Origin of the sequence: Duganella guangzhouensis (assembly GCF_009674535.1) — a bacterium.
Lineage (GTDB): Bacteria > Pseudomonadota > Gammaproteobacteria > Burkholderiales > Burkholderiaceae_D > Rugamonas > Rugamonas guangzhouensis.
In genome coordinates, this window is the sequence record NZ_WKJK01000018.1 from 15,185 (window position 1) to 32,928 (window position 17,744).

The window sequence follows — 17,744 nt, forward strand, 5'->3', positions numbered from 1 at the left end:
CATGTACAGCAAACACTTCGGCTTGCGTGAAGCGCCATTCAGCATCACGCCGGATACCAGCTACTTCTTCACCAGCCCGCATTCGCAGGAGGCGTTGAATACTTTGCTGGTGGCGGCCAAGAGCGGCGAGGGCTTCATCAAGATCACCGGCGAAGTGGGAACCGGCAAGACGCTGTTGTGCCGCAAGTTCATTGCCACGGTGGGGCCGGATTTTGTGACGGCTTATATTCCAAATCCCTACCTGGAGCCGCGCACGCTGATGCTGGCGCTGGCCGATGAGCTGGAGGTGGCGCTGGAGAAGGATGTCGATCAGCACCAGTTGCTGAAATCGATCACGCATCGCTTGATGGACCTGGCGCGCCAGGGCAAGCAGGTGCTGCTGTTGCTGGATGAGGCGCAGGCGATTCCAACCGAAAGCCTGGAAGCCTTGCGGCTGCTGACCAATCTGGAGACCGAGAAGCGCAAGCTGCTGCAGATCGTGTTGTTCGGCCAGCCGGAGCTGAACCAGCATTTGCAGGCGACCGCGATCCGCCAGCTGGCGCAGCGCATCACCTTCCATTACCACCTGGGGCCGCTGTCGCGGGATGACATGGAATATTATCTGGCGCATCGGCTGCGGGTGGCGGGCTACACTGGTAGCAGGCTGTTCAGCCGTGGCGCGATTGCGCGGCTGTACAAAGCCAGCGGCGGCATACCGCGGCTGGTCAACATCATGGCCAACAAGGCGTTGATGCTGTGCTACGGCGAGGGCAAGCAGCAGGTGACGCGGCGCCATGTGCATCTGGCCGCCAGCGACACGGTGGCGCCGTCGCGCGGGCTGCGCTGGCCGTGGATGGCGGCCGGGGTGAGTTTGCTGATCGCCGCATGCGGCCTGACCTGGGCGCTGACCAAATGAGCTTGATTAATAAAATGCTGCAAGACCTGGATGCGCGCGGTGGCAGCGGCGAAGCGGGCGCTGGCCAGCAGGACGTGAAAGCGGTGCCGGCGGGGGAACGTGATCGCCGGCCGCTGCTGCTGGGCGGTGTGGCGGTGGGCGTGTTGGTGCTGGCCGCCGGTGGCTGGTATGGCTGGCAGGCATGGCAGGCACATAGCGCCCCGGCTGGGCCGGTGCCCAAGGTGCTGGACAACCGCATCCCCGATCGTCCGCGCAAAGACCCGGTGCCGACCGGCCCCGCGCCAGCCGACGCACTGGCCGCTCATGCCAGCAGCGCGCCAGCCAGCCCAGCCGATGCCGTGTCCATCGCGTCCGGCGCCGACGCGCCAGCGAGCGCCCACGCCGCCAGCGAGCGCGCCGATGTGCCCAGCGCCGGCCACGCACCGAATAATCGCAGCGTCGTCGTCGCCCCCGCCGATGCGCGCGTCCCCGCTGGCAAGCCCGCAGCCGACGCCGTTGACGGCCGGCTCACCGCCTCAGTCGCAAGCGCGGCGGACAGCAACGGCGCATCCGGTGCCCGGGCAGCTAGCCGCAGCGGCGCGCCGCTCCCCGGCGATGCTTCCGGCTCCCACGCCGGTCATGCTGCGGCGCAGTCCGCATCGGCCGCGCATGGCGATGCGGACGGGTCATCTTCTGCCAAGCCAAAACAGAGCAAGCCGGCCCGCGCCGTCGCCACTACCGCCGACGGCGTCGAAGGCGTCAACGTCACGCCCAAGCAAATGTCGGAAAACAGCTACCGCCGCGCGTTGCAAGCGCTGCAGGAAGGCCGCGTCAACGCCGCCCTGACCGAACTCGACAAAGCCGTCGAAATCGACCCGCGCAACGACGCCGCGCGCCAGACCTACGTCAGCCTGCTGCTGGAAAACAAGCGCAACGACGACGCCATCCGCCAACTGCGGCTGGCGCTCGGCATCGACCCGCGCCAACCCGGCCTCGCCATGGTCTTGGCCCGATTGCAACTGGAAAAAGGCGGTCCAGCCCTCGACACGCTGTTGAACACTCTGCCATACGCCGCCAACAGCGCCGAATACCAAGCCTTCCTGGCCGGCGTGCTGCAGCGCGAACAGCGCCATACCGAAGCAGCGCAGCACTACCGCGACGCACTGTCGATTGCGCCTAACAACGCCGTCTGGTGGATGGGACTGGGCATTTCCCTGCAAGCCGACCAACACTTGCCGGAAGCCCGCGAAGCCTACAAACAGGCGCGCAGCCTGGGCGGCCTGACGCCGGAATTGAAAACCTTCATCGACCGCAAGCTCGACCAGCTGTCGCGCTAATCACAGACTGGCTTGCGCGCCCCAGATCTGCTTCATGCTGAAGCGGGTCGATGCCTGGTCCTCGCTCAAGCCCTCGCTGATGACCACGCCATCAGCGATGCAGCGCGGCTGGGCCGGCGACAGCAGGGCGCCGGCGGGGTCGCGCAGATAATGCACCTGCAAACCGCTGCTGCAACCCTGGCGACGGCTGACCACGCCAATCTCACCGCCCGCCAGCCGCACCAGGCAGCCGGGCGGGAAATCACCCAACTCGCGCGCAAAGCAGGCCGCCAGATGCGGATCGACCGGTGCCTGTTGGTCATCCACCAGATTGCGCAGCGCCAGGCTGGGCAGGATGGATTTGCGGTAGTTGCGCGCCGAGACTTGCGCGCAATAGCGGTCGGCAAAGCTGAGCAGCTTGGCGTTCAGCGTCACCTCCGGGCTGGCGATGCCGGCCGGATAACCGCTGCCCTCATCGTTCTCGTGGTGCATCAGCACGCAGGAAATCCAGTCGTCGTCGTCCACGCCGATGTAGCGCAGCATGTCCACGCTTTCCTCCGGATGGCGGCGCACGATCGCCATTTCCTCACGCGACAGCGGGGTGTTCTTGTTCTGGAAGGTTTCGTGATGGCGCAGCATGCCGACATTCATGGTCAGCGCCGCAGCGGTCACGGTCAGCACCTGCTCCGGCGCCATCTGCATGCTGCGGGCGATCACCACCGTCACCACGGCGGTTTCAATACAGTGCCGCACCGCGTAGATACCGTTGATCTGGCTGAGGAAGATGCAGGCCAGCGCCACGTCCGGATTGAGCGCCACCGCGCCGATCACCTCGCGCGCAATCTCGCGGATGTCGCCCTCAGCGTTGTGCTCGTTGCGCAGATTGTGCAGCAGGCGTTCCAGCTGGCGGTTGCACAGGTTCAGCTGATGCAGCACCGAAGGCGTGGATGCGGCAAACGCCGGTGCCTCCAGCGGCGGTTGCAATTGCGTGGTCTCGGACATTTTTAATCCCGATCTTAAACTTTACCCAGTCGCTCCAGGGCGAGTGCCAGGGTCTCATCTTTTTTGGCGAAGCAGAAGCGCACAATGCCCGACTCCTTGCCTTGCTGGTAAAACGCCGAGACTGGAATCGCCGCCACCTTGATCTCGGTGGTCAGCCACTCCGCGAACTCAGCCTCGGTCTGTTGCGATATTTTATCGTAGCGCACGCACTGGAAGTAGGTACCGTCGGCCGGCAGCAACTCGAAACGCGTGTTTTTCAGCCCATCGCGGAACAGATCGCGCTTGCGCTGGTAAAACGCTGGCAGTTCCAGATACGGCTTCGGATCGGCCATATAGCTGGCCAGGCCGTGCTGCATCGGTGTATTCACGCTGAAGACATTGTATTGGTGGACCTTGCGGAACTCGGCTGTCAGCGCCGCCGGCGCCGCCACGTAGCCGATCTTCCAGCCGGTGACGTGGTAGGTCTTGCCGAAGCTGGACACCACAAACGCGCGCGCCGCCAGTTCCGGATAGCGGCTGACCGACTCGTGCTGATGGCCATCGTAGACCATGTGCTCGTACACCTCGTCCGACAGAATCAGCACATCGGTGCCGCGCACGATATCGCTCAGCGCCTGCAGATCGGCGGCGCGCAGCACGGTGCTGGTCGGGTTGTGCGGGGTGTTGATGATGATCAGCCGGGTCTTGCCGTTGACGGCGGCCGCTACCTTGGACCACGGCACCGTGTAACCGTTGGCGCCGACTTCCATCTCGACCGCCACCGGCACGCCGCCGGCCAGCGTAATCGCCGGCACATAGCTGTCGTAGACCGGCTCGATGACGATCACCTCATCGCCCGGATGCACGCAGCAGAAGATGGCGGTGGTCAGGGCCTGGGTGGCGCCGGCGGTGACGGTGATTTCGGTGTCGGCGTGGTATTGATGGCCGTAGATGGCGGCGATCTTGGCCACGATGGCGTTACGCAGCACCGGCGCGCCGCTCATCATCGGATACTGATTGAAATCGGCCTGCATGGCGTCGTTGACGGCACTGAGCAGGCTGCGCTCGCAACCGAAATCGGGGAAGCCCTGGCCGAGATTGACCGCGCCCGCTTGGGCGGCCAGCGTCGACATGCGGGTGAAGACCGTGGTGCCGACCGCCGGCAGGCGGCTGGTCAGGGCAGGGGTGATCGGCAGATGGCTGCGGCTATTCATGGCGGCGGAGTAGTTGGCTGATAGCCTATTCTAGCTCAGCGCGCCGGGTTTGGTGTGCTCAGGCTTCCAGCGTCCACTTCTCAGGCAACATCACCTTGAACATGCCCTCGCGGGCGAGGCGGCGGGCCAGCTTCAACAGCGCCTTGTCCTTGGTGATCAGCACGTCGGCCTGGGCGTCGCGCGCCAGTTCGAGGAACTTCTGGTCATCCTTGTCGCTGCAGACCGGCAGGCGCACGCCGGATACTGGCGGCGCCACCACCTGAATCAGCTGATCGAAGCGGGCGGCGGCCAGCGGGCGGCTGTCATCGTCCAGCGGCAAATGCTTGTAGTGCAGCACGATGTTGTACTCATCGCGGCAATCGGCGCGCGTGATCGCCTGCACCGCGCCGCTTTCGATCGCCTCCAGCAGCACGGCCCAGCGCGGATCCTTGAATACGAACAGATCGAGGCAAACGTTGGTGTCGATAACGACTTTCTTTGGAACAGGTATCATGTAGGCTAGTTACGTAAAATGTTTTTTGGAATCTTATGCTGATAGTGCTTTCCCCGGCAAAAAGTCTCGATCTGGAGACGCCGCCGACCACCCAGTTGCACACCCAACCATCGTTTTTGGACCATTCCGAGCAATTGATCGACCGCCTGCGCGAATTGTCGCCAGTCGAGCTGGGCAAATTGATGGACCTGTCCGACAACCTGTCCGCGCTCAACGTGGCGCGTTACGTCTCGTGGACCAAGGACACCCGCGAAGGGCGTCAGGCCGTGATGACCTTCAACGGCGACGTCTACGACGGCCTCGACGCGCGCACGCTGGCGCCGAAACAGCTGGATTACGCGCAAGCGCGGATCCGTATCCTGTCGGGCCTGTACGGCATGTTACGGCCGCTGGACCTGATCCATCCGCACCGGCTGGAAATGGGCACCCGCCTGAGCACCGCGCGTGGCAAGAATCTGTACGACTTCTGGGGCGAAACCATCACCGGCGCGCTGAACCAGACGGCGGATGAGCAGGGCGCCGAAACCCTGGTCAACCTGGCGTCCGAGGAATACTTCAAATCGGTCAAACCGAAATTGCTGAACGTCCCGGTGATCACGCCGCTATTCGAAGACTACAAGAACGGCAAATACAAAATCATCTCGTTCTACGCCAAACGCGCGCGCGGGCTGATGGCACGTTACGCCGCCGTCAACCACATCACCGACCCGCAGCAACTGAAAAACTTCGACATCGACGGCTACCAATACGTACCCGACGCATCGAACGAAAACACCTGGCTGTTCCGCCGCCAACTAGCGGCATAAAACCCGGGGTCAATCCTCCCAATCCAACACGGGCTCTGCCGTAGCGTTCGCTACGGCAGAGCCCGTGTTGGATTGGGAGGATTGACCCCGGATGTTTTTACACAGATTTACTTCAATTCCAGAGCTGCCACCACTGTTTCTGGGCTTTTTTGCCTTCGTCCAGGAACTTGGAGTTCGGGTAGTTGAGCTTGAAGACGCGTTCGGTGTCGTTTTTCAGCTCGGTCATGCCCAGCTTGTCGTAGCTGCGGATCATGATGAACAGCGCTTCTTCGATCGACGGCGTGTCGCGGAAGTCGCTCATGATGCCCATCGCGCGATTCGCCGCAGCCAAGTAGGCGCCACGACGGTAGTAGTAGCGCGCGACGTGGATTTCATACGAGGCCATCGCGTTCAGCAGATAACGCATGCGATCCAGCGAATCCGGCGTATACTTGCTGTTCGGGAACTTGGTCACCAGTTCCTTGAAGGCGGCATAGGCTTCGCGCGTGGCTTTCGGATCACGCTCGGTGGCGTCCTGTTCGTACAGGAAGTTCAGGAAGCTGATCTGGTCGTTGAAGTTGATCAGGCCGCGCAGATAGTACATATAATCGACGTTGGCGTGATTCGGGTGCAGCTTGATGAAGCGCTCGACCGCCGCCAGCGCCTGCGCCTGGTCCTGCGATTTGTAGTAGGCATAGGCGATGTTCATCTGCGCCTGCTGGGCGTAAGTGCCGAACGGATAGCTCGATTCCAGCTTCTCGTACAACTGAATTGCACGTTCGTAGTGCTGGCCGTCCAGTTCTTCGCTCGCCTCCGAGTATAATTTCGATGCGCTCCAACCTTTTGTTTCGTCGGCTTTTTCAGAGAAAAGGCCGCAACCGGACAAACCAAGCAGAACTACTGTTGCTGCGACTACCGATAATTTTTTTTGCATATCTTTTGCAAGAAACTGTTTAACCAAAGTTTTACGAGGCTAATTATAGCCGATAGGATTACCGTGATATTAAACGCAAAGCCGAATTTGGCCGAATCTTCCTCCGAACACGATGCCGACACCGACCTGGTGGTCAATGACGGCGATTTCAGCGACGACGAGGACGGTCTGGCGACCATCGAATTGCAACTGCAAACTGAACATTGCGGCCAGCGCCTCGATAAGGTCATCTCCGGCCTGGTGCCGCAATTTTCCCGTGGCCGCCTGCAAACCTGGATCACCGACGGTTTTGTCACGGTCGATGGCAAACCGGCCAAAAGCACCAAGGATACCGTCTACGGTGACGAGAAGGTCATCATTCTGCCCCAACCGGAGCCGGAAGACGAGGCTTTTAAGCCGGAACCGATCGAACTTAACATTGTTTTTGAAGATGAGCACCTGATCGTGGTCAATAAACCGGCCGGGCTGGTGGTCCATCCGGGCGCCGGCAACTGGTCCGGCACGCTGCTGAACGGCTTGCTGCACCATTGCCCGCAACTGGCCGGGGTGCCGCGCGCCGGCATCGTGCACCGCCTGGACAAGGATACCAGCGGCCTGATGGTGGTCGGCAAGACGCTGGCCGCCCAGACCGATCTGGTGCGCCAGCTGGCCGCGCGCACCGTGAAACGCGAGTATTTCGCTTTGGTGTGGGGCACGCCGCGCATTAGCGGTACTATTGATGCGGCGATGGGCCGCCACCCGCGCGAGCGCGTCAAGATGGCGGTGTCGACCGCCATGGGCTCCAAGCCGGCCATCACCCATTATGAGCTGATCAGCAGCGGCAAGCTGGGCGAGGGCCGGCCGGTCAGTCTGGTGCAGTGCCGTCTGGAAACGGGCCGCACCCACCAGATCCGCGTGCACATGCAGTCGATCGGCTTCCCGCTGGTGGGTGACACGGTGTACGGCAAGCAGCATCTGGCCGATTATTTCCCGCGCCAGGCGCTGCAGGCACGCCGCCTGGGCCTGGTGCATCCGGCCACGGGCGAAGCATGCGAGTGGCTGGTGCCGCTGGCGCAAGATTTTGCCGAGCTGCTGCAACGCGCCGGCATTGAGGAACCGGAACAGATTTGATGTCGAACCATCCGCAGTGGTTGATCCCGCACTGGCCGGGCTTGCCAGACAATGTGGGCGTGCTGTCCACCACCCGGCGTGGCGGCGTCAGCCCGGCGCCGTATGACGATGGCATGGGGAGTGGCGGCCTGAACCTGGGCAGCCACGTCGGCGATCATGCGCTCAACGTCAGCCGCAACCGCGCGATTGTGCGCGAGATGCTGCCGGAGGAGCCGGTCTGGCTGTCACAGGTGCATGGTACCGTGGTGGCCGACGTGGCGGCGGTGGCGCCGGACACCGTGCCCGAGGCCGATGCCGCGCTGTCCACCACGCCGCGCAAGGTGTGCGCGATCATGACCGCCGATTGCCTGCCGGTGCTGTTTGCCGACAAGCAGGGCAAGACCGTGGCCGCCGCCCATGCCGGCTGGCGCGGGCTGGCCGCCGGCGTGCTGGAAAATACCGTGCAGGCGATGCGCTCGTCCGGTGCAGGCGCGATCACGGCGTGGATGGGACCGGCCATCGGCCAGTACCAGTTCGAAGTCGGGCCGGATGTGCGTCAGGCTTTTCTTAACGGCGCGTTCTCGCCGTCCGACGTGCGTCATGTGGAGGCGGCGTTCAGCACCATCGAAGGCAAGCCGGGCAAGTACCTGGCCGATATTTACGGTCTGGCGCGCTATCTGCTGCACCGCGCCGGCGTGGCCGAAGTGCATGGCGGTGAATTCTGCACCGTGTCCAATTCCGGCCGTTTCTATTCCTATCGGCGCGACGGCGTCACCGGCCGTCAGGCCACGCTGATCTGGATCAAATGAACTTATTCGCGGGCAGCCTGGTCTTGTTGAGCGGCTTCCCGCGCCGCCAGCGCGGCCGCCCGGCGCCGCGCTTTGCGTTTGCCGGTGCCCGCGATATACATCAGGGTCCCCAGCGGCAGCACGCAATAGAACAAAAACGTTACAATTCCCGCAACGATGGAAGTTTCCGTCAGCGCCATCAGCCCGACTACGTAAATCCAAGCAACTGCAACTATCAGCATCATCGTGTTCAACTCACTTTAGGGAACCATACATGAATTTGCCCGATCCTCAAGCCATTGCCAACGCCTGGATGTCACAGATGAGCGACCCGGGACAGTGGCAATCCTGGTTCAACATGGCGCCGGCCACCGAGGCCAATCCAATGGCCGCCATGATGCAGGATGTCGGCGCCCACATCAAGCCGGAGGCGATGGAACGGCTCAAGAATGACTATCTGCAGGAGTTCGGCGGGCTGTGGCAAGACTTTTTGGCCGGCAAGGCGCCCGCCATCAAGGACCGCCGCTTCACGTCGGACGCCTGGCAGGGCAATCCGATGTCGTCCTTCAATGCCGCCGCCTATCTGCTGAACGGAAAGTTCCTGGCGGCGATGGCGGAAACGGTGGAAACCAGCACCCCGCAGCAAAAGCAGAAAATCCGCTTTGCGGTGCAGCAGATTGTTGACGCCATGTCGCCGGCCAACTTCCTGGCCACCAACCCCGAGGCGCAGCAAAAGCTGATCGAGACCAAGGGCGAGAGCCTGACCCGCGGCCTGGCCAATATGATCGGCGATATCAACAAGGGCCATATTTCATTGTCGGACGAATCGGCGTTCGAAGTCGGCCGCAACCTGGCGGTGACCGAAGGCACGGTGGTGTATGAAAATCCGCTATTCCAGTTGATCCAGTACAAGCCCAAGACCGAGACCGTCAACCAGACGCCGCTGCTGATGGTGCCGCCTTGCATCAACAAGTTTTACATTCTGGATCTGCAGCCGGAAAATTCGCTGGTGCGCTATGCGGTGGAGCAGGGTAATACCGTGTTCCTGATTTCGTGGAGCAATCCGGACAAATCGCTGGCCGGCACCACCTGGGATGATTACGTCGACAAGGGCGTGATCCAGGCGATCCGTGTGGTGCAGGACATCAGCGGCGAGAGCAAGCTGAACATGTTTGGTTTCTGTGTCGGCGGCACCATCGTCTCGACCGCGCTGGCGGTGCTGGCGGCGCGTGGCGAGCAAGTCGCCAACAGCCTGACCTTGCTGACCACCTTCCTCGATTTCAATGACACCGGCGTGCTGGACGTGTTCGTCGATGAAACCCAGGTCGCGCTGCGCGAACAGCAACTGGCCCACGGCGGCCTGATGCCGGGCCGCGACCTGGCCAGCACCTTCTCCAGCCTGCGTCCGAACGACCTGGTGTGGAACTACGTGCAGTCCAACTACCTGAAGGGCAATGACCCGGCCGCCTTCGACCTGCTGTACTGGAATTCGGACAGCACCAATCTGCCGGGACCGATGTTCTGCTGGTATCTGCGCAATACCTATCTGGAAAACAAGCTGAAGACCGGCCAGCTGAAGGTGGCGGGCGAGACCGTGGACCTGACCAAAATCGACGCGCCGGCCTTCATCTACGGCTCGCGCGAAGACCACATCGTGCCATGGCCATCGGCGTTCGACTCGCTGAACATCCTGAATCCGGGCAAGGCCAAGGCCAACCGCTTCGTGCTGGGCGCGTCCGGCCACATCGCCGGCGTCATCAATTCGCCGGCCAAGAACAAGCGCAGCTATTGGACCAACGACAAGGCGCCGGCGCGCGGCAAAGCGGCGCTGGCCGACACCTGGCTGAACGGCGCCACCGAGCACGCCGGCAGTTGGTGGCCGGAATGGTCCGCCTTCCTGAATGATCACGGCGGCAAGAAAGTCCAGGCCAGCGCCCAGCCGGGCAATGCCCGCTACAAGGCGATCGAGCCTGCGCCTGGCCGTTATGTAAAAGTGAAAGCGGATTAATTTCCGAAGGGGAAAAAGCCCATTATTGGCTGAATGTAAATTTGGTTGCGTTGCAATAAAGACCAAAACTTATATCAGATTGTGCAAGACTGGCTTTTTCCCCTCTATAATAAGTAAAGTAGGCACGCGGGAAGGGGACCACCAGTCCGCTTTCTATCCGATTTTTAAGAGACATGCGCTGCGGCGCAATAAACGGACTTGTGATGAGTAGTGCGAAAAAAAATGCTGACCGCCTGATCAAAAAATATCCGAACCGTCGTCTGTACGATACGCAGACCAGTTCCTACATCACGCTGACCGACGTGAAGCAGCTGGTGCTGGACAACGAGGAATTCACCGTTGTCGATGCCAAGACCAATGAAGACCTGAGCCGTAGCATCCTGCTGCAGATCATTCTGGAAGAAGAGGCCAGCGGCGCGCCGATGTTCTCCAGCGACGTGCTGGCGCAGATCATCCGCTTTTACGGCCACGCCATGCAGGGCATGATGGGCTCTTACCTGGAAAAGAACGTGCAGGCGTTCACCGACATCCAGCGCAAGTTCACCAGCACCGCCGTCGGCGGCCAGCCATTCAGCCCGGAAATGTGGACCCAGTTCATGAACGTCCAGGGGCCGATGATGCAGGGCATGATGAACAATTACATCGACCAGAGCAAGAGCCTGTTCGTGCAGATGCAAGAGCAGATGCAGAGCCAGAGCAAGAACCTGTTCGGTACCTTCCCGTTCGTTCCGGTACCACCGGGCAGCGACAAAAAGTAATTTCCTTACATCGCGCCTGCGCGCGTGCGGCACAGTTCGCCCCGGCGGCTGTGCCGTTTCTGTAAACGAGTTACAAAAAACCCAGAATTTCGTTGACGTCCGAATTGCATCCGCATTAATATTGACGACGATGTGGAAGCGTTTCCATGCGCTACGGGCGCGCCGCTTTAGGTATCATCCATATCATTCAGGCCGATAGAATGGGGCGCACGACGCCCTCAGGGAGACAGAATGTACAAAGCCACACAGCTGGCCGGCGCCGTCGCGCTGGCGCTGGCAGCAGGCGCCACTGCACATGCACAGGCGCCGCTGAAAGCCACCGTGATTCACTGGTGGACCTCGGGTGGCGAGTCCGCCGCCGTCAAGCAGTTTGCCGATGCCTATAACAAGGCCGGCGGTCAGTGGGTGGATCAGGCGGTGGCCGGCGCCGACCAGTCGCGCGCCACCACCATCAACCGCATCGTCGGCGGCAACGCGCCCACCGCCGCCCAGTTCAACACCTCCAAACAGTTCCGCGACTTTGTCGAACAGGGCTTGCTGAACAATGTGGACGACGTGGCCGCCGCTGGCAAGTGGGAGCAGATCATGCCGCCGGCGATTCTGCAGGCGATCAAGATCAACGGCCATTTCTATGCGGCGCCAGTCGACATCCACATGCCGGCCTGGTTCTTCTACTCCAAGGCCGCGTACAAGAAAGCTGGCATCACGAACGAGCCGCAGAGCTGGGACGAATTCCTGCAGCAGTTGGGCAAGCTGAAGGCGGCCGGCGTGGTGCCGCTGGCCTTCGGCGGCCAGGTGTGGCAGGAGAAGATCACCTTCGACGCCATCTTTGCGATGGTGGGTGGAGCGGATCTTTACCTCAAGGTTTATCGCGACCGCGATCAGAAAGCGGTGATGTCGCCGGCCTTCAAGCAGGTGCTGGTCGATTTCAAGAAGCTGAAAGGTTTTGTCGATGCCGGCGCGCCGGGCCGCAACTGGAACGACGCCACCGCCATGGTGGTGCAGGGCAGAGCCGGCGTGCAGATCATGGGCGACTGGGCCAAGGGCGAATTCGCCGCCGCCAAGCAGGTGGCCGGCAAGGACTTCGGCTGCTTCCCCGGCTTCGGTCCGAAGGCGCCGTACATCGTGGCCGGCGATGCCTTCGTGTTCCCGAAAACGAACGACGCCAATGCCATCAAGGCGCAAAAGCTGCTGGCCAATGTGGTGACGGCGCCGGCGGCCCAAGTGGCGTTCGCCGCGCGCAAGGGCGCGATTCCGATCCGTGGCGATGTCGATGAATCGCAGCTGGACCTGTGCGCGAAGCAGGGCTTGGCCATCATGAAGGACAAGTCGCGTCAGCTGCCGAACACCGAGATGCTGGCCACACCCGACACCACCGGCGCGCTGCAGGATGTGCTGACCAGCTACTGGAACAAGAACCAGTCGCCGGAAGACGCGCAAAAAGCGTTCGCCCGCGCCCTCAAGGGCGACTGAGCGATGCGCGCGCAACGTCAGAGCGTGTCCTTCGCGGCCTATATCGCCATGCTGCCGATGGCGCTGACCGTGCTGCTGGCCTACCTCGGCACCATGCTGTGGACGGCGCGGGTGTCGGTCAGCAGTTCGCGTACCTTCCCGGCCAGCGATTTTGTCGGCGCCTCGCAGTACGTCCGCCTGTTCAACAACGAGCGCTGGCTGCTGTCGTTGCAGAACGTAGCGGTGTACGGCGTGCTGTTTATCGCGCTATGCCTGGTGATCGGCTTTCTGCTGGCGGTGTTCATCGACCAGAAGGTGATGGCGGAAGGCGCGCTGCGCACCGTGTTTCTGTATCCGTATGCGATGTCCTTTGTGGCCACGGGCCTGATCTGGCAGTGGATACTGAATCCGGAACTGGGCATCCAGGAAGTGCTGCACCAACTGGGCTGGAGCGGGGCGCAGTTCGACTGGATCGTCGACCAGGACATGGCCATCTACACCATCGTCATCGCCACCGTCTGGCAGGCGTCCGGGCTGGTGATGGCGCTGATGTTGTCCGGCCTGCGCGGCGTGGATGAGGAAATCTGGAAAGCGGCGCGCATCGACGGCATTCCGCGCTGGCGGGTCTACCTCAGCATCGTGCTGCCGATGCTGAAGCCTTCGGTGTCAACCGCCTTCGTGCTGCTGTTCGTGATGGTGGTGAAGGTGTTCGATGCGGTGGTGGCCATGACCCAGGGCGGTCCGGGCACGGCCAGCGAGGTGCCGGCCAAATTCATCATGGATTATCTATTCGGCCGCGCCAATATCGGGCTGGCCTCCGCTGCGTCGATCGTGCTGCTGCTGACCGTGTTGGCCATCGTCGCGCCGTTGTACTACGTGCGCAATCGCCGCGCCGCCTTGGGGGCATGATGGGACAAGTGTTCAAACTCGATAAAGCCGCCACGGCGCCGGTGGCCGACGCGTCGCCTGTCACCACCGCCGCCAACGACGCCAGCATCCCGGCGCCGCGCCCGCGCCGCAGCCTGGCGTGGACCCCGGCGCGCATCGGCGTCTATGGCTTTCTGATCGTCGCGGCGCTGTTCTTCCTGCTGCCGTTGTACGTGATGCTAGTGACTTCGGTGAAGCCGATGGAAGAGATCCGCCTCGGCACGCTGTTCGCGCTGCCGCATCACTTCACGCTGGAACCGTGGGCGCAGGCATGGTCCTCGGCTTGCACCGGGCTGGAATGCAATGGCATACGCGGCGGCTTCTGGAACTCGGTGGCGATCGTGGTGCCGAGCACCGTGCTGTCGATCGCGATCGGTGCCGTGAACGGTTATGCGCTGTCGTTCTGGCGTCCACGCGGTGCCGGCTTGTTGTTCGCGATCCTGATGATGGGCGCTTTCATTCCGGTGCAGGTGATGATCTATCCATTGGTGCGGGGGCTGGCGGCGGTGAATTTATTCAGCTCCCTGCCGGGCATCATCCTGATCCACACCATCTTCGGCATGCCGGTGATGACGCTATTGTTCCGCAATTACTACGCGGCGCTGCCGATGGAGCTGTTCAAGGCGGCGCGCATCGATGGCGGTGGCTTCTGGCGCATCTTCCTGCAGCTGATGCTGCCGATGTCGACGCCGGTGATCGTGGTGGCCGTCATCATGCAGGTCACCGGCATCTGGAACGACTTCCTGCTTGGGCTGGTGTTTGCCGGCTCCGAGCATCTGCCGATGACGGTGCAGCTGAATAACATCATCAACACCACCACCGGCGAGCGCCTGTACAACGTCAATATGGCGGCGACCATTTTGACGTCGATGGTGCCGCTGGCGCTTTACTTTATCTCCGGCCGCTGGTTCGTGCGCGGCATCGCCTCCGGCGCAGTGAAGGGTTAAACATGTCTAACGTAGCTATTCGTAATTTGCAGATTCAGTTGGGCGGCAACAAGGTAATCGAGTCGCTGGACCTGGATGTGAAGGCAGGGGAGTTCGTGGTGCTGCTCGGGCCTTCGGGCTGCGGCAAATCGACGCTGCTGCACAGTATTGCGGGCCTGATCGATACCAGCGGCGGCCAGATCGAAATCGGCGGCAGGGACATGACCTGGGCCGATCCCAAGGATCGTGGCATCGCGCTGGTGTTCCAGTCGTACGCGCTGTACCCGACCATGAATGTGGAAGCCAATATGTCGTTTGGCCTGCGCATCAGCGGCACGCCGAAGGCGGAAATCGCGCGCCGCGTCACGCGCGCCTCGGACATGCTGCAACTGGGGCCGCTGTTGAAGCGCAAGCCAGCCAATCTGTCTGGCGGCCAACGGCAGCGGGTGGCGATCGGCCGCGCCATCGTGCGCGAGGCGGATGTGATGCTGTTCGACGAGCCGTTGTCCAATCTCGACGCCAAGCTGCGCACCGAACTGCGGCGCGAGCTGAAACAACTGCACCAGCAACTGGGCGCCACCATGATCTACGTGACCCACGATCAGGTGGAGGCGATGACGCTGGCGCAGCGCATGGCGGTGATGAAGGGCGGTGTGGTGCAGCAGTTCGATACCCCGGACGTGATCTACAACCGGCCGGCCAATCTGTTCGTGGCGACCTTCCTCGGCTCGCCGGGCATGAATCTGTTCCGGGGGACGCTGGAGCAGCAGGACGGCCGCGCCATATTCAGCAACGCGCACATGACGCTGGACGTCAGCGGCTATGCCTTCCAGCAGCCGCTGACGGGCAAGCGCGAATGCGTGCTGGGCGTGCGGCCGGAGGATGTCGCAATCGGCCATGGCGACGGCGCGCTGCGGGCGAACGTGTCGCTGATCGAAGCCATGGGGGCACATCGTGTGGTGTGGCTGGACTTCCATGGCGTACAGCTGGCCGGCATTGTGCAGCAGGCGCTGCCTATCGAGAGCGGTGCCAGCATCGACTTCTCGCTGCGCACCGGCCGCATCTCCCTGTTCGACGGCGCCAGCGAACAGCGGCTTTAGGCGCTTACTCGAAGGTGATGCAGATCCTGGTGCCTGGTTGTCCCGGCTCGATGCTTAGCCGAGCACCATGGCGGGCGGCGATTTCATAGGCGATGGACAGACCCAGACCACAGCCGCTGGCCTGCTCGCTGCTGCTGCCGCGATAAAAACGCTCCAGCACCAGTTCGCGCTCGTGCACGGGGATGCCGGGACCATCATCGTCGACCTGAATCCGTAGTGGTGCGCTGTCCAGTGTCAGCGTCACGGTGCCGCCATGGCTGTTGTAGCGGATCGCATTGTCGATCAGATTACCCATCAACTCGCGCAGCAGGCTGGCGTCGCCATTGACGGTAATGCCGTGTTCCGGGCCTTCGTATCCCAAATCGATTTCCTTGGCGAGTGCGGCGTCGGCCCAGCGTTCGACTTCCTCGCGCGCCAGCGGCGCCAGGTCGAGCGGTGCCAGCTTGAGATGCTTCTCGCTTTGCTGCTCCGAACGCATCAGCGTCAATAGCTGCTGGGTGACGTGGTGCAGGCGGGTGACGGCGCGGTGCACATCGCCCAATGCCTGGTCGTGCTTGAGCGGATCGCGCTCGCGCAGCACGCGGTGGGTTTGCACCTGCAGTGTGGCCAGCGGGGTGCGCAACTGGTGCGCGGCATTGGCGATAAAGCGCTTCTGCGTATCCTGCTCGGCACTGAGCTTGGCCAGCAGGCGATTGATGGCGCTGATCAGCGGTGCGATTTCGGTCGGCATCTGTTCCGCATCCGCGATCGGCTGCAAACGATCGGTCTCATAGGCGCCAAGACGGGCCGCCACGCTGTCCACCTTGCGCAGTGTGCGCGTCACGGCCAGCCAGATAAAGGCGCCGGCCAGCACCATCACCGCGATCTGCAGCGGCGTCCAGCGCGAGAAGATTTTGCTGGCGACCAGTGCTCGTTTATGCTTGGTTTCCGCCACCTGGATGCGCACCGTGTCGGCCGCGTTGCCGGGGGCACGCTTCTCGATGGCGACCACGCGTACTGCTTCGCCATCGAGTTCGGTGTCATAGAACAGCGGCTGGCCGATCGTCAACCGCTCCGGCGGTGAGGGCAGTACGGCGTTGCTGGCCAGCCGCCCCTGGCGCGTTGACGACGCTTCCCAGTAAATATGGTCGTAGCCATCCCATTCGAACATCTGCACCGAGGCGGGTGCCAGCTCCAGCGTCACCCGGCCGTCGTTGGAGCGTACCTGCGAGGACAGCGTCAGCGCCGAGTCGAGTATCCACTGGTCGTGCACTTCGTGGCCGACCTGGCGCGCGATGATGATGCCGCCGATCGCGCCCAAGGCCAGCACCACCAACAGCGGGATGGTCAGATGCAGCAGCAGTTGCCGCCGCAGACTGGTTGGTTGAGGCTTATTCATGTTGCGGTGCCTCGAGCCGGTAGCCCAGGCCGCGCAAGGCGCGGATCGATACCTGCGATTCGGCGTCGGCCAGCTTGCGCCGCAGGCGGCTGACAAAGACTTCGATCATGGCCGGGTTTTTTTCGTCGGCGTGGTCGTACAGCTCATCGACGAATTGCGACTTGCTGACCACGCGGCCCGGCCGCCGCAGCAGCAGTCCCAGTACCGAGGCTTCAGCTGCGGTCAGCGTCAGATCCTTGCCGTGCACGCTGGCGTGCTTGTCGGTCGGCTCGAACACCACGTCGCAGAACTGCACCTGCGATTCCAGCGGCGCGCCGCGCCGCAGCAGCGCGCGGATGCGTGCTTCCAGTTCTGGCAGCGCGAATGGCTTGGCCAGGTAGTCGTCGCCGCCGGCGTCCAGACCGGACACGCGGTCATCGAGGTCGAAGCGCGCGGTCAGAATCAGCACCGGCGCGCGCAGGCCGGTCTTGCGCAGGCGGCGTAGCACTTCCAGGCCATCCATATCGGGCAGGCCAAGATCGAGTATCACCAGATCGTAGCTGTCCTGGCGGCAGGCGGCGATGGCCGACTGGCCGTCGAACACCACCTCGGTACGATAGTCGGATTGCGCCAGTGAGCTGCGCAGTCCGTGCGCCAGTTCGCGGTCATCCTCTACAAGCAAAATAGACATGGCAAGGTTCAGGCAAGGTTGACTGAGTATGATCAGTTCAGGAATTGTAAC

18 protein-coding genes are annotated in these 17,744 nt (G+C 62.3%); 11 read left to right on the forward strand and 7 right to left on the reverse strand.

What is annotated here, in order from left to right; translation table 11 throughout:
• The first annotated feature begins 1 nt into the window (after position 1).
• Together GJ699_RS26715 and GJ699_RS26720 are read left to right on the forward strand one after the other, a co-directional pair.
• Positions 2-895: an ExeA family protein gene (locus tag GJ699_RS26715; protein ID WP_154382157.1), complete on the forward strand. Its 894-nt coding sequence runs from the start codon at positions 2-4 to the stop codon at positions 893-895.
• A complete protein-coding gene (locus GJ699_RS26720; protein ID WP_154382159.1) occupies positions 892-2,211 on the forward strand; it encodes a tetratricopeptide repeat protein in 1,320 nt (439 codons plus the stop codon). Before GJ699_RS26715 ends, GJ699_RS26720 begins: the two co-directional genes overlap by 4 nt.
• On the opposite strand, the gene GJ699_RS26725 is transcribed toward GJ699_RS26720, so the two are convergent.
• From GJ699_RS26725 to GJ699_RS26735, 3 genes are read right to left on the reverse strand one after another with little or no spacing between them, the layout of a single operon-like run.
• Complete coding sequence (locus tag GJ699_RS26725; protein WP_154382161.1) at positions 2,212-3,192, reverse strand: HD-GYP domain-containing protein; 981 nt, start codon at positions 3,190-3,192, stop codon at positions 2,212-2,214. It abuts the gene before it with no gap.
• A 14-nt stretch (positions 3,193-3,206) separates the two neighbouring features.
• Positions 3,207-4,385 carry a pyridoxal phosphate-dependent aminotransferase gene (locus tag GJ699_RS26730; protein ID WP_154382164.1) on the reverse strand — a complete coding sequence of 393 codons (1,179 nt, stop codon included), beginning with the start codon at positions 4,383-4,385 and terminating at the stop codon, positions 3,207-3,209.
• A gap of 58 nt (positions 4,386-4,443) precedes the next feature.
• Positions 4,444-4,878 (reverse strand): putative toxin-antitoxin system toxin component, PIN family, encoded by a 435-nt coding sequence (locus tag GJ699_RS26735; RefSeq protein ID WP_154382166.1) that lies wholly within the window; start codon positions 4,876-4,878, stop codon positions 4,444-4,446.
• 35 nt (positions 4,879-4,913) lie between these two features.
• Between GJ699_RS26735 and yaaA the strand changes: the two genes are divergently transcribed.
• The gene (gene yaaA / locus GJ699_RS26740) at positions 4,914-5,684 is read left to right on the forward strand and encodes a peroxide stress protein YaaA (protein WP_154382168.1); all 771 of its coding nucleotides are present in this window, start codon (positions 4,914-4,916) and stop codon (positions 5,682-5,684) included.
• A 112-nt stretch (positions 5,685-5,796) separates the two neighbouring features.
• Here yaaA and GJ699_RS26745 read toward each other — a convergent pair whose 3' ends face one another.
• Entirely contained in the window at positions 5,797-6,597 is an 801-nt protein-coding gene (locus tag GJ699_RS26745; RefSeq protein ID WP_154382170.1) for an outer membrane protein assembly factor BamD, read from the reverse strand.
• An 87-nt stretch (positions 6,598-6,684) separates the two neighbouring features.
• On the opposite strand from GJ699_RS26745, the gene GJ699_RS26750 reads away from it, so the two are divergent.
• Both GJ699_RS26750 and pgeF read left to right on the forward strand, forming a co-directional pair.
• Positions 6,685-7,707: an RluA family pseudouridine synthase gene (locus GJ699_RS26750; RefSeq protein WP_154382172.1), complete on the forward strand. Its 1,023-nt coding sequence runs from the start codon at positions 6,685-6,687 to the stop codon at positions 7,705-7,707.
• Positions 7,707-8,495 carry a peptidoglycan editing factor PgeF gene (gene pgeF, locus GJ699_RS26755; RefSeq protein ID WP_154382174.1) on the forward strand — a complete coding sequence of 263 codons (789 nt, stop codon included), beginning with the start codon at positions 7,707-7,709 and terminating at the stop codon, positions 8,493-8,495. Before GJ699_RS26750 ends, pgeF begins: the two co-directional genes overlap by 1 nt.
• Before the next feature lie 2 nt (positions 8,496-8,497).
• On the opposite strand, the gene GJ699_RS26760 is transcribed toward pgeF, so the two are convergent.
• Positions 8,498-8,719, reverse strand: a complete 222-nt coding sequence (locus tag GJ699_RS26760; RefSeq protein WP_371867680.1) for a hypothetical protein — start codon at positions 8,717-8,719, stop codon at positions 8,498-8,500.
• 29 nt (positions 8,720-8,748) lie between these two features.
• On the opposite strand from GJ699_RS26760, the gene phaC reads away from it, so the two are divergent.
• The 6 genes from phaC (at position 8,749) to GJ699_RS26790 (ending at position 15,645) form a co-directional block, all read left to right on the forward strand.
• Positions 8,749-10,482, forward strand: a complete 1,734-nt coding sequence (phaC, locus tag GJ699_RS26765; RefSeq protein ID WP_154382176.1) for a class I poly(R)-hydroxyalkanoic acid synthase — start codon at positions 8,749-8,751, stop codon at positions 10,480-10,482.
• 203 nt (positions 10,483-10,685) lie between these two features.
• Positions 10,686-11,240: a polyhydroxyalkanoate synthesis repressor PhaR gene (gene phaR / locus GJ699_RS26770; RefSeq protein WP_154382178.1), complete on the forward strand. Its 555-nt coding sequence runs from the start codon at positions 10,686-10,688 to the stop codon at positions 11,238-11,240.
• Positions 11,241-11,471: 231 nt separating this feature from the next.
• Positions 11,472-12,713: an ABC transporter substrate-binding protein gene (locus tag GJ699_RS26775; RefSeq protein WP_154382180.1), complete on the forward strand. Its 1,242-nt coding sequence runs from the start codon at positions 11,472-11,474 to the stop codon at positions 12,711-12,713.
• A 3-nt stretch (positions 12,714-12,716) separates the two neighbouring features.
• Complete coding sequence (locus tag GJ699_RS26780) at positions 12,717-13,601, forward strand: carbohydrate ABC transporter permease (RefSeq protein WP_154382181.1); 885 nt, start codon at positions 12,717-12,719, stop codon at positions 13,599-13,601.
• A gap of 86 nt (positions 13,602-13,687) precedes the next feature.
• Positions 13,688-14,566, forward strand: coding sequence for a carbohydrate ABC transporter permease (locus GJ699_RS26785; protein WP_371867687.1), 879 nt, complete (start codon positions 13,688-13,690; stop codon positions 14,564-14,566).
• Positions 14,567-14,568: 2 nt separating this feature from the next.
• Positions 14,569-15,645, forward strand: coding sequence for an ABC transporter ATP-binding protein (locus GJ699_RS26790; protein ID WP_154382183.1), 1,077 nt, complete (start codon positions 14,569-14,571; stop codon positions 15,643-15,645).
• A gap of 4 nt (positions 15,646-15,649) precedes the next feature.
• Here the strand turns inward: GJ699_RS26790 and GJ699_RS26795 are convergent, their stop codons facing one another.
• Together GJ699_RS26795 and GJ699_RS26800 are read right to left on the reverse strand one after the other, a co-directional pair.
• Positions 15,650-17,023: a sensor histidine kinase gene (locus GJ699_RS26795; protein WP_154382185.1), complete on the reverse strand. Its 1,374-nt coding sequence runs from the start codon at positions 17,021-17,023 to the stop codon at positions 15,650-15,652.
• Positions 17,016-17,693 carry a response regulator transcription factor gene (locus GJ699_RS26800; protein WP_154382187.1) on the reverse strand — a complete coding sequence of 226 codons (678 nt, stop codon included), beginning with the start codon at positions 17,691-17,693 and terminating at the stop codon, positions 17,016-17,018. The genes GJ699_RS26795 and GJ699_RS26800 overlap by 8 nt, the downstream gene beginning before the upstream one ends.
• Positions 17,694-17,744 lie beyond the last annotated feature (51 nt).

Excerpts from the sequence above, each read along its gene's own strand:
- GJ699_RS26715 (WP_154382157.1), top strand. The coding sequence starts at position 2 with ATGTACAGCAAACACTTCGGCTTGCGTGAAGCGCCATTCAGCATCACG.
- GJ699_RS26720 (WP_154382159.1), top strand. The coding sequence starts at position 892 with ATGAGCTTGATTAATAAAATGCTGCAAGACCTGGATGCGCGCGGTGGC.
- GJ699_RS26725 (WP_154382161.1), bottom strand. The coding sequence starts at position 3,192 with ATGTCCGAGACCACGCAATTGCAACCGCCGCTGGAGGCACCGGCGTTT.
- GJ699_RS26730 (WP_154382164.1), bottom strand. The coding sequence starts at position 4,385 with ATGAATAGCCGCAGCCATCTGCCGATCACCCCTGCCCTGACCAGCCGC.
- GJ699_RS26735 (WP_154382166.1), bottom strand. The coding sequence starts at position 4,878 with ATGATACCTGTTCCAAAGAAAGTCGTTATCGACACCAACGTTTGCCTC.
- yaaA (WP_154382168.1), top strand. The coding sequence starts at position 4,914 with ATGCTGATAGTGCTTTCCCCGGCAAAAAGTCTCGATCTGGAGACGCCG.
- GJ699_RS26745 (WP_154382170.1), bottom strand. The coding sequence starts at position 6,597 with ATGCAAAAAAAATTATCGGTAGTCGCAGCAACAGTAGTTCTGCTTGGT.
- pgeF (WP_154382174.1), top strand. The coding sequence starts at position 7,707 with ATGTCGAACCATCCGCAGTGGTTGATCCCGCACTGGCCGGGCTTGCCA.
- GJ699_RS26760 (WP_371867680.1), bottom strand. The coding sequence starts at position 8,719 with ATGATGCTGATAGTTGCAGTTGCTTGGATTTACGTAGTCGGGCTGATG.
- phaC (WP_154382176.1), top strand. The coding sequence starts at position 8,749 with ATGAATTTGCCCGATCCTCAAGCCATTGCCAACGCCTGGATGTCACAG.
- phaR (WP_154382178.1), top strand. The coding sequence starts at position 10,686 with ATGAGTAGTGCGAAAAAAAATGCTGACCGCCTGATCAAAAAATATCCG.
- GJ699_RS26775 (WP_154382180.1), top strand. The coding sequence starts at position 11,472 with ATGTACAAAGCCACACAGCTGGCCGGCGCCGTCGCGCTGGCGCTGGCA.
- GJ699_RS26780 (WP_154382181.1), top strand. The coding sequence starts at position 12,717 with ATGCGCGCGCAACGTCAGAGCGTGTCCTTCGCGGCCTATATCGCCATG.
- GJ699_RS26790 (WP_154382183.1), top strand. The coding sequence starts at position 14,569 with ATGTCTAACGTAGCTATTCGTAATTTGCAGATTCAGTTGGGCGGCAAC.
- GJ699_RS26795 (WP_154382185.1), bottom strand. The coding sequence starts at position 17,023 with ATGAATAAGCCTCAACCAACCAGTCTGCGGCGGCAACTGCTGCTGCAT.
- GJ699_RS26800 (WP_154382187.1), bottom strand. The coding sequence starts at position 17,693 with ATGTCTATTTTGCTTGTAGAGGATGACCGCGAACTGGCGCACGGACTG.